Annotated in this window: 8 protein-coding genes; 6 read left to right on the forward strand and 2 right to left on the reverse strand. The window is 69.8% G+C overall.

The features are described 5' to 3' along the window. Positions 1-35: 35 nt before the first annotated feature. The 3 genes from BLQ73_RS19915 (at position 36) to BLQ73_RS32545 (ending at position 2360) form a co-directional block, all read left to right on the forward strand. Positions 36-1529 (forward strand): aldehyde dehydrogenase family protein, encoded by a 1494-nt coding sequence (locus BLQ73_RS19915; protein ID WP_093172058.1) that lies wholly within the window; start codon positions 36-38, stop codon positions 1527-1529. Positions 1530-1586: 57 nt separating this feature from the next. Then, on the forward strand, positions 1587-2012 hold the full coding sequence (locus BLQ73_RS19920) for a RidA family protein (protein WP_093172060.1): 426 nt from the start codon (positions 1587-1589) through the stop codon (positions 2010-2012). A 189-nt stretch (positions 2013-2201) separates the two neighbouring features. Further along, a complete protein-coding gene (locus BLQ73_RS32545) occupies positions 2202-2360 on the forward strand; it encodes a hypothetical protein (RefSeq protein WP_176955559.1) in 159 nt (52 codons plus the stop codon). Positions 2361-2558: 198 nt separating this feature from the next. Here BLQ73_RS32545 and BLQ73_RS19925 read toward each other — a convergent pair whose 3' ends face one another. Together BLQ73_RS19925 and BLQ73_RS19930 are read right to left on the reverse strand one after the other, a co-directional pair. Continuing rightward, positions 2559-3173, reverse strand: a complete 615-nt coding sequence (locus BLQ73_RS19925; RefSeq protein ID WP_093172062.1) for a DUF305 domain-containing protein — start codon at positions 3171-3173, stop codon at positions 2559-2561. 320 nt (positions 3174-3493) lie between these two features. Next, positions 3494-4126: a lytic polysaccharide monooxygenase auxiliary activity family 9 protein gene (locus tag BLQ73_RS19930; protein ID WP_143020338.1), complete on the reverse strand. Its 633-nt coding sequence runs from the start codon at positions 4124-4126 to the stop codon at positions 3494-3496. 662 nt (positions 4127-4788) lie between these two features. Between BLQ73_RS19930 and BLQ73_RS19935 the strand changes: the two genes are divergently transcribed. The 3 genes from BLQ73_RS19935 to cobM are packed head-to-tail and all read left to right on the forward strand — an operon-like array spanning position 4789 to position 7227. Further along, positions 4789-5178 carry a TIGR03618 family F420-dependent PPOX class oxidoreductase gene (locus BLQ73_RS19935; RefSeq protein WP_093172066.1) on the forward strand — a complete coding sequence of 130 codons (390 nt, stop codon included), beginning with the start codon at positions 4789-4791 and terminating at the stop codon, positions 5176-5178. Further along, positions 5171-6487: a precorrin-6y C5,15-methyltransferase (decarboxylating) subunit CbiE gene (gene cbiE, locus BLQ73_RS19940; RefSeq protein WP_093172068.1), complete on the forward strand. Its 1317-nt coding sequence runs from the start codon at positions 5171-5173 to the stop codon at positions 6485-6487. The genes BLQ73_RS19935 and cbiE overlap by 8 nt, the downstream gene beginning before the upstream one ends. Then, a complete protein-coding gene (gene cobM / locus BLQ73_RS19945; protein WP_093172070.1) occupies positions 6484-7227 on the forward strand; it encodes a precorrin-4 C(11)-methyltransferase in 744 nt (247 codons plus the stop codon). The genes cbiE and cobM overlap by 4 nt, the downstream gene beginning before the upstream one ends. The last annotated feature ends 115 nt before the right edge of the window (positions 7228-7342 follow it).

Consider the following 7342-nt stretch of genomic DNA (forward strand, 5'->3'; position numbering starts at 1 on the left):
GAGCATAATCAATCGAATGTTTTCTGGGGGATTTCATGCAGTTCTCATCCGTAGAGAGCACCAGCACAGCCGAGTCCTTCATGCTCATCGACGGCGATTGGACCCCCGCGCGTACGGATGAGTGGATCGACGTCGAGAGCCCCGCGACCCGGCAGCCGGTTGGCCGTGTGCCGCGCGGAAACGTCGCCGACATCGACCGGGCCGTCCAGGCCGCCGCCACGGCCTTCCGGTCCTGGCGCGGCGAGGCTCCCGCCGTACGCGGCCTCGCCCTGCTGCGAATCGCCGACGACATCGAGGCCGACTCCGAGCGGATCGCCCGGCTGCTCGCCTCCGAGACCGGCAACGCCATCCGCCGCCAGGCCAGGCCCGAAGTGGCGAGCGCCGCCGCGCTCTTCCGCTACTTCGGTGGCGTGGCCGGCGAGGCCAAGGGAGAGACCGTGCCGCTCGGCCACGGGCTGCTCAACTACACGGTGCGCGAACCGCTGGGCGTGGTGGGCGGCATCATCCCGTGGAACGCTCCGGTGCAGCTCGCCTCCGTGAAGATCGCGATGGCGCTCATCACCGGCAACACCCTCGTGCTCAAGGCGGCCGAGGACGCGCCGCTCGCCGTACTGGAGATCGCGCGCATCTGCTCCCGCCACCTCCCCCCGGGCGTGCTGAACGTGGTCACGGGCTACGGTGTCGAGGCGGGCGCGGCGCTGCTCGCCCACCCCGGCGTCGACAAGCTGTCCTTCACCGGTTCGACGGAAGTGGGCAAGATCGTGATGCGGGCCGCCGCGGACCGCATCCTGCCCGTCTCACTGGAACTCGGCGGCAAGAGCCCGGTCATCGTGTTCCCGGACGCCGACGAGGACGCCGTCGCCGCCGGTGTCGTCGACGGCATGCGCTTCACCCGGCAGGGCCAGTCGTGCACGGCGGGTTCGCGGCTGCTCGTCCACGCCTCCATCTTCGACTCGTTCCTCGACCGGGTGGTCGAGGCGGTGTCGCGCCTGCGGATGGGCGACCCCCTCGACGAGCGCTCCGACCTCGGCACGGTCGTCAACCAGACGCAGTACAACCGGGTGCGCTCCTACATCGACGACGGCCTCACCTGCGGTGCGACCCCCCTGATCGGCGGCCTTCCCGCCGAGGCCGGCCCCGGCGACGGCCTCTACGTCCCGCCCACGGTGTTCCGCGGCGTCGAGCCGTCCTGGCGCGTGGTGCGCGAGGAGATCTTCGGCCCGGTCCTGGTCGCGATCCCCTGGCACGACGAGGCCGAGGCCCTGCGCATGGCCAACGACACCCACTACGGCCTCGCCGCCTACGTCTGGTCGCACGACATCGGCCGGGCCCTGCGTACGGCGCACGCCATCGACGCCGGCTGGGTACAGGTCAACCGTGGTCTCGGGCAGCTTCCGGGTATGAGCTACGGAGGCATCAAGCAGAGCGGCCTGGGCCGCGAGTTCTCGCTTGAAGGGGCCCTGGACAGCTTCACCCACCGCAAGACCATCACCGTCGACACCCACGCGACGCCCATGGCCAGGGGGTGATGGCCACGGGGTGATGCCACACATAGATCCCGACATCACCTGAAGGTAGAGACAGCCATGAACATCCAGCGCATCGACACGATTCCGGAGCGCGCGGGAGACCTGCCCTATGCGCCCGCGGTCAGGATCGACGCTCCCGCCACCATGTATTTCCTGGGTGGCGCGACCGCGTTGCCGCTTTACCACAAGCATCCGCATGTGCCGGAGGAATGCGTGCTGCCCGACGACATCGTTGAGCAGACCCACCGTGTCATGCGCAACATTCAGGGTGTTCTTGAGCATCTCGGGCTGACCTGGCGAAACATCGTCAAAACCACGAATTATCTCACCGATATTCGTGACGCCGACCTGATGCACGCCACCATGGCCGAGTACTACCAGGGGTGGACTCCGGCCGCCACCATGGTCGCCGTCAACAACCTCAGCTCTCCTGGGGCCCGGTTCGAACTCGACGCCGTCGCAATGGGACCGCACCCAGCCTGAACCCGTCCGCCGCGTTCGGGACCTCTTCCGCACGGGGGTTCCGAAAGCGGCGGTGCGTTGTGGGCGCGCGACCGTTGACGGGGGGCCGAAAAGGCATTACGGTTATTCTTAAGAAAGTTTCCTAAACACAATCGCGCTCACCTGGCGATTGACCTCTCACCCCACTGGCTCTCCCCCCAGGAGTCTTGCATGAGAGTGAGAAGATCGCTGACGGGCGTCGCCGCCTCGGCCCCGGCCACCACCGGGGCGCTCGCGGCCACGGCCGGCACCGCGCACGCGGTCCCTTCCGACCGCGCCCCCGTGCGGGCCTACGGGCCGATCCCCCATCACCACGTGCAGAAACGCTGACCTGCACGCCCACGATCGTCGCTGACACCCGCCCCCGGGGAACGGGCACATTGGTGGCAGCGCCGTGGCCCGGCCGGGAGCCAGGCACCGCCCGGCCGGGGCCGTACGGCATGAGCCGAAGTCGCCGCGGAGCCGCGACCTGCCGGGACGCTTACGCAAAAAGGGCCGGGCGCGAAGGCCCGGCCCGCACGAGGCGGCTCACTGCCCGAGAAGCTTGAGCATCTGCTTGACCTGCGATGAGCGCAGGGCCTCGACCTTCTTCGCGAGGTCCATGACCTCCGGGTTGCTCCCGTCCGCCAGCGCCCCACGGGCCATCTGCACCGCGTCGTCATGGTGCGCGATCAAGGTGTTCAGGAGTTTCTCCTGGAATCCCTCGTCCGGCGCCTCCTTCACAAGCTTCAACTCCTGGGCGGTCATGCCCGGCATGCCCCCGTGGTGGTCGTGCTCGTCGGGCGGCGCCGTCATCGGCTTGTTCCAGCCCTTCAACCACCCCGCCGCAGTGGCGATCTCGGAGGTGTGGGACTTGACGATCGACGCCGCCAGCTTCTTCACCTCACCGTTGACGCCACGGGAGTCGGCGAGCCACGCCACGTCCATCCCCTGCCCGTTGTAGGGGATCAACATCTGCAGGAACATCACGTCTGCGTCGTTGTAGGAGTTACTCGTGGCCTCGGGGCCCAGCTCTTCGGGCAGGGCGACGGAAGTGGCGGCCGGGTGATCGCCCGCAGCGGTGTGTCCCGCTGCGCTGTGGCCTCCGCATCCGGAGAGCAGCAGGATGCACAGAACTGCCATGACGGGCGCGCGGTTCTTCACGCGGGGTGCTCCTCGGCTGAAGGTTCGTCGGGGTCGGCGAACCCTCCGCCCGACGGCCCTGTGGCGGGCGGAGGGCGGAGGGCTCCTGTCCGGGGCGGTGCCGTACGGCGTCGCGCGGATCCCCGCAGCAGCGGATCCCTGTCAGGTGGATCCGGGCCGTGGGGATCCGCGCCGTGTCTTACCGCGATCCGGTGGTGCCGTGGTGCCGTGGTGCCGTGGTGCCGTGGTGCCGTGGTGCCGTGGTGCAGTGGTGCAGTGGTGCTGTGGTGCTGTGGTGCGTGGTGTGGCCGTGTCTTACGGGTGTGTGCTACAGGTGCGTGCTACGAGAAGGTGACGTCAGAGCAGGTGTAGAACGCCTCGGTGCTGCCCTGGACGCGCTGCCAGATCGAGAAGAGGATGTGGCGGCCGGACCGCTGCGGAACGTTGATGGACCAGTTGGTGAAGGTCGTGGGGTTCTGGTTGGTGAAGGTCTTGATGTGCACCAGGTCGGACCAGCTCAGCGGGCCGGACGGGTTCCAGCCCTCACGGGTGATGTAGAACTCGAAGTTGCTGTTCGAGTGCGGAGCGGTGGCGTGGTAGGTGACGTTCAGGCTGCCGGAGGAGATACGCGTGGCGGGCCAGTCGCTGCGGGCCAGGTCGAGGCCGCGATACTTGTCGCGCCCGGCGCCGCAGAGCCGGCCGTCGGGGATGATCTGGCGGTGGCGGCCGCCGGCCTCGAGGCGGGACACCTCGTGCCAGTCGTAGAACGCCTGGGTGCCGGCGGCCGCGACCGCCGCCTTGCAGGCCGCCGACTTGGGCGTCTCAGGGCCTTCCTGCTTGCAGACGTAGGCGCGGCTCGGGGGGTTCGACATGGACCCGTGGGCCATGGCGGGGCTTGTCGGGAGGATGGCGAGAAGTGAGCCTGCGGAGATGAGAGAGGTCGCGACCGCGGCCACCTTGTGTCTTGCCTGCACTGACGCCTCCTGGGCTGGGGGTTACTGGAGGTTTGTCCTGCGCGACGGCCACACGGGATCTCCCGCCGTCCTCCTCCCGGAGTCGTGTCGAAGGTGGCGGTCATGGAGCATATGCCCTGGTCACAGGGCTTCTCCCGGTCGAAAGGGACGCACGCCGAAGCAGGGAGAGCAGCAGCTTCCGAGTCAGCAGCAGTCAGACCGCCATCGCGTCCGTCCCGATCGGCCATCCCGACCGGCACGTCGCCATGTAAAACAGTAAACCTTCTTAAGAGTTACTATGCTTGACCGGCCGGGTGGGCGCAAGCGGATCGACTGTCCAAAATTCCACTATTTTCCCGGGGGACGGACCCGGTGGCGCGGACTCCCAGGTGAGCACCGCGCCCGCTCCAGCGCACTCCGCCGTGGCGTGCGCCGTACCGCCCCCTGTATCCCCATGACACGGCTATCGGGGGTTATATCTGGATCTGCGCTGGATGATGTTGTGTGGTGGGGATTGCGGAGGATGTCCCTCGCCTACTCTGGACAAAACCCAAGATTCCACGCAGGCCAGGCGATACCCGCACAGGCCGGGCGATGGGGAGCGGCTCGGCGGGTAACGCTAGCATGACGCCCGTCGTGTGAGCGGGCGAAACCGCCACAAGACCGGACGAGGAGCGGGGGACATGAGAGACTTCGGGCCGGCGTTTCAGGAGTTCTGGCGAGAGCGCCACATCTGCACGCTGACCACGATGCGGCCGAACGGCACACCGCACGTCGTCCCCGTCGGGGCCACCCTCGACGTCGACGCCGCCATCGCCCGCGTGATCACATCCGGCACCTCGCAAAAAGCCCGGCATGTGCGCGCCGCCGGCCCGGACGGCGCCGCCGTCGCCATCTGCCAGGTCGACGGCAAGCGCTGGTCCACCCTGGAAGGCCGCGCCGTCCTCCGGGAGACGGCCGAGGCGGTCGCCGACGCCGAGCAGCGCTACGCCGAGCGCTACCGGACACCCCGCGTGAACCCCTCACGCGTCGTGATCGAGATCGCCATCACCCGCATCCTCGGCAATGTCTGACATGCCTGACGCCCCGGTGGTTGTCGTCGGCATCGGCGCGGACGGCTGGGACGGCCTGTCCCCCGCCGCCCGGCACGAGATCCTCGACGCCGACGTCCTCATGGGCAGCGCCCGCCAGCTCGCCCTCATCCCAGAACGCTCCACGCCCGGCGCCGAACCCGAACGCGTCGCATGGCCCTCCCCCCTGCTGCCCTCCCTGCCGGGACTCCTGGAGGCCCGCCGGGGCCGCCGCGTCTGCGTCCTCGCCAGCGGCGACCCCATGTTCCACGGCATCGGCTCCACGCTTGCCCGCCTCCTCGGGCCTTCGGCCGTACGCGTCGTGCCGCACCCGTCGTCGGTCACCCTCGCCTGCGCCCGCCTCGGCTGGCCCGCCGACCAGGTCGACGTCGTCAGCCTCGTCGGCAGGCCCGTCGAAACCCTGCACCCCGCCGTCCACGACCGGCGCCGGGTGCTGGTCCTCAGCGCCGGCGCCGACACCCCCGCGCGGGTCGCCGCCCTCCTCACCGAACGCGGCTACGGCCAGAGCCCCCTCACCGTGCTCGAACACCTCGGCGGCCCCGACGAGCGCATCGTCTCCGGTACGGCGTCCGCCTGGCACATCCCCCGCCCCCACCCGCTCAACATCGTGGCCGTCGAATGCCGCGCCGCCCCCGACACCCCGCGCCTACCGCGCATCCCCGGCCTGCCCGACGAGGCATTCGAACACGACGGCCAACTCACCAAACGGGACATCCGAGCCGTCACCCTGTCCAGGCTCGCCCCCACACCGGGCGAACTGCTGTGGGACGTGGGCGCCGGAGCGGGCAGCATCGCCATCGAGTGGATGCGCACCCACCCCGCCTCACGCGCCGTCGCCATCGAGAACCGCCCCGACCGCGCCGCCCGCATCACGCGCAACGCCGCCGCCCTCGGCGTACCCGGCCTCCACGTCGTCACCGGCACCGCCCCGGCCGCCCTCCACGGGCTTCCCACCCCCGACGCCGTGTTCATCGGCGGCGGCGCCACCCGCCCCGGAGTGATGGAAGCATGCTGGGAGGCTCTGCCCCCCGGCGGCAGACTCGTGGTCAACGCGGTCACCCTGGAGTTGGAGGCGCTCCTCACCACCTGGTACGGCAGGCACGGCGGCGACCTGGCCCGCATCTCGGCCGCCCACGCCTCACCCATCGGCGGTTTCACCGGCTGGCGCAGCGCGATGCCGGTCACCATCTGGACCGTGGCCAAGCCCCTCGCCGCGCCCATACCGGCGGATCACATCACAGGCGATGCGGCGACCGTACGGCCCGCACGGGCGAACGAGGAGAAACCATGACGGTGCGTTTCATCGGGGCCGGGCCGGGCGCGGCCGACCTGATCACGGTGCGGGGGCAGCGCCTCATCGCCACGTCCCCGGTGTGCCTCTACGCGGGCTCCCTGGTGCCCGCCGAGCTGCTTGAGCTCTGCCCACCAGAGGCGAAACTGGTCGACACCGCCACCATGACCCTGGACGAGATCGTGGCCGAGATGGTCACCGCCCACCAGGCCGGGCACGACGTCGCCCGCCTCCACTCCGGCGACCCATCCGTATTCAGCGCCATGGCCGAGCAGATGCGGCGGCTCGACGCCGCGGCCGTGCCGTACGACGTCGTGCCCGGCGTCCCCGCCTTCGCCGCCGCCGCCGCGTCGCTCAAACGCGAACTCACCGTCCCCGGCGTCGGCCAGACCGTCGTCCTCACCCGCATCTCCCACCGCGCCACCCCGATGCCGCCCGGCGAAGACCTCGCCACCCTCGGCACCGGCCGGGCCACCATGGTGCTGCACCTCGCCGTCCAGCGGATCGAACACGTCGTCGCGGAACTCCTCCCCAACTACGGGGAGGACTGCCCGGTCGCCGTCGTGGCCCGGGCCAGCCGCGACGACGAGCTCATCCTGCGCGGCACCCTCGCCGACATCGCCGAGCGCGTGCGCGAGGCGGGCGTCAAACGCACCGCCGTCATCGTCGTCGGCGGGGTGCTGGCGGCGTCGGAGTTCCCCGACAGCCACCTCTACTCCGCCGACCGCTGCCGCACCTGACCATTAGTGAACCTTTTTCGTCCTCGGGCGAGCCGCTGGTTCTGTAGAACGGCGATCGCCTTGCACAGATGTCCGGCCTTCTCAGGACCACAGCGGAGCTTGCGAAGGATGCGCC

Origin of the sequence: Sinosporangium album, from assembly GCF_900100605.1 — a bacterium.
Classification (GTDB): Bacteria; Actinomycetota; Actinomycetes; order Streptosporangiales; family Streptosporangiaceae; genus Sinosporangium; species Sinosporangium album.

What these genes read in the sequence shown, in the direction of transcription:
- cbiE (WP_093172068.1), top strand. Translation starts at nt 5,171, where the DNA reads ATGTCTGACATGCCTGACGCCCCGGTGGTTGTCGTCGGCATCGGCGCG.
- BLQ73_RS19915 (WP_093172058.1), top strand. Translation starts at nt 36, where the DNA reads ATGCAGTTCTCATCCGTAGAGAGCACCAGCACAGCCGAGTCCTTCATG.
- cobM (WP_093172070.1), top strand. Translation starts at nt 6,484, where the DNA reads ATGACGGTGCGTTTCATCGGGGCCGGGCCGGGCGCGGCCGACCTGATC.
- BLQ73_RS32545 (WP_176955559.1), top strand. Translation starts at nt 2,202, where the DNA reads ATGAGAGTGAGAAGATCGCTGACGGGCGTCGCCGCCTCGGCCCCGGCC.
- BLQ73_RS19935 (WP_093172066.1), top strand. Translation starts at nt 4,789, where the DNA reads ATGAGAGACTTCGGGCCGGCGTTTCAGGAGTTCTGGCGAGAGCGCCAC.
- BLQ73_RS19920 (WP_093172060.1), top strand. Translation starts at nt 1,587, where the DNA reads ATGAACATCCAGCGCATCGACACGATTCCGGAGCGCGCGGGAGACCTG.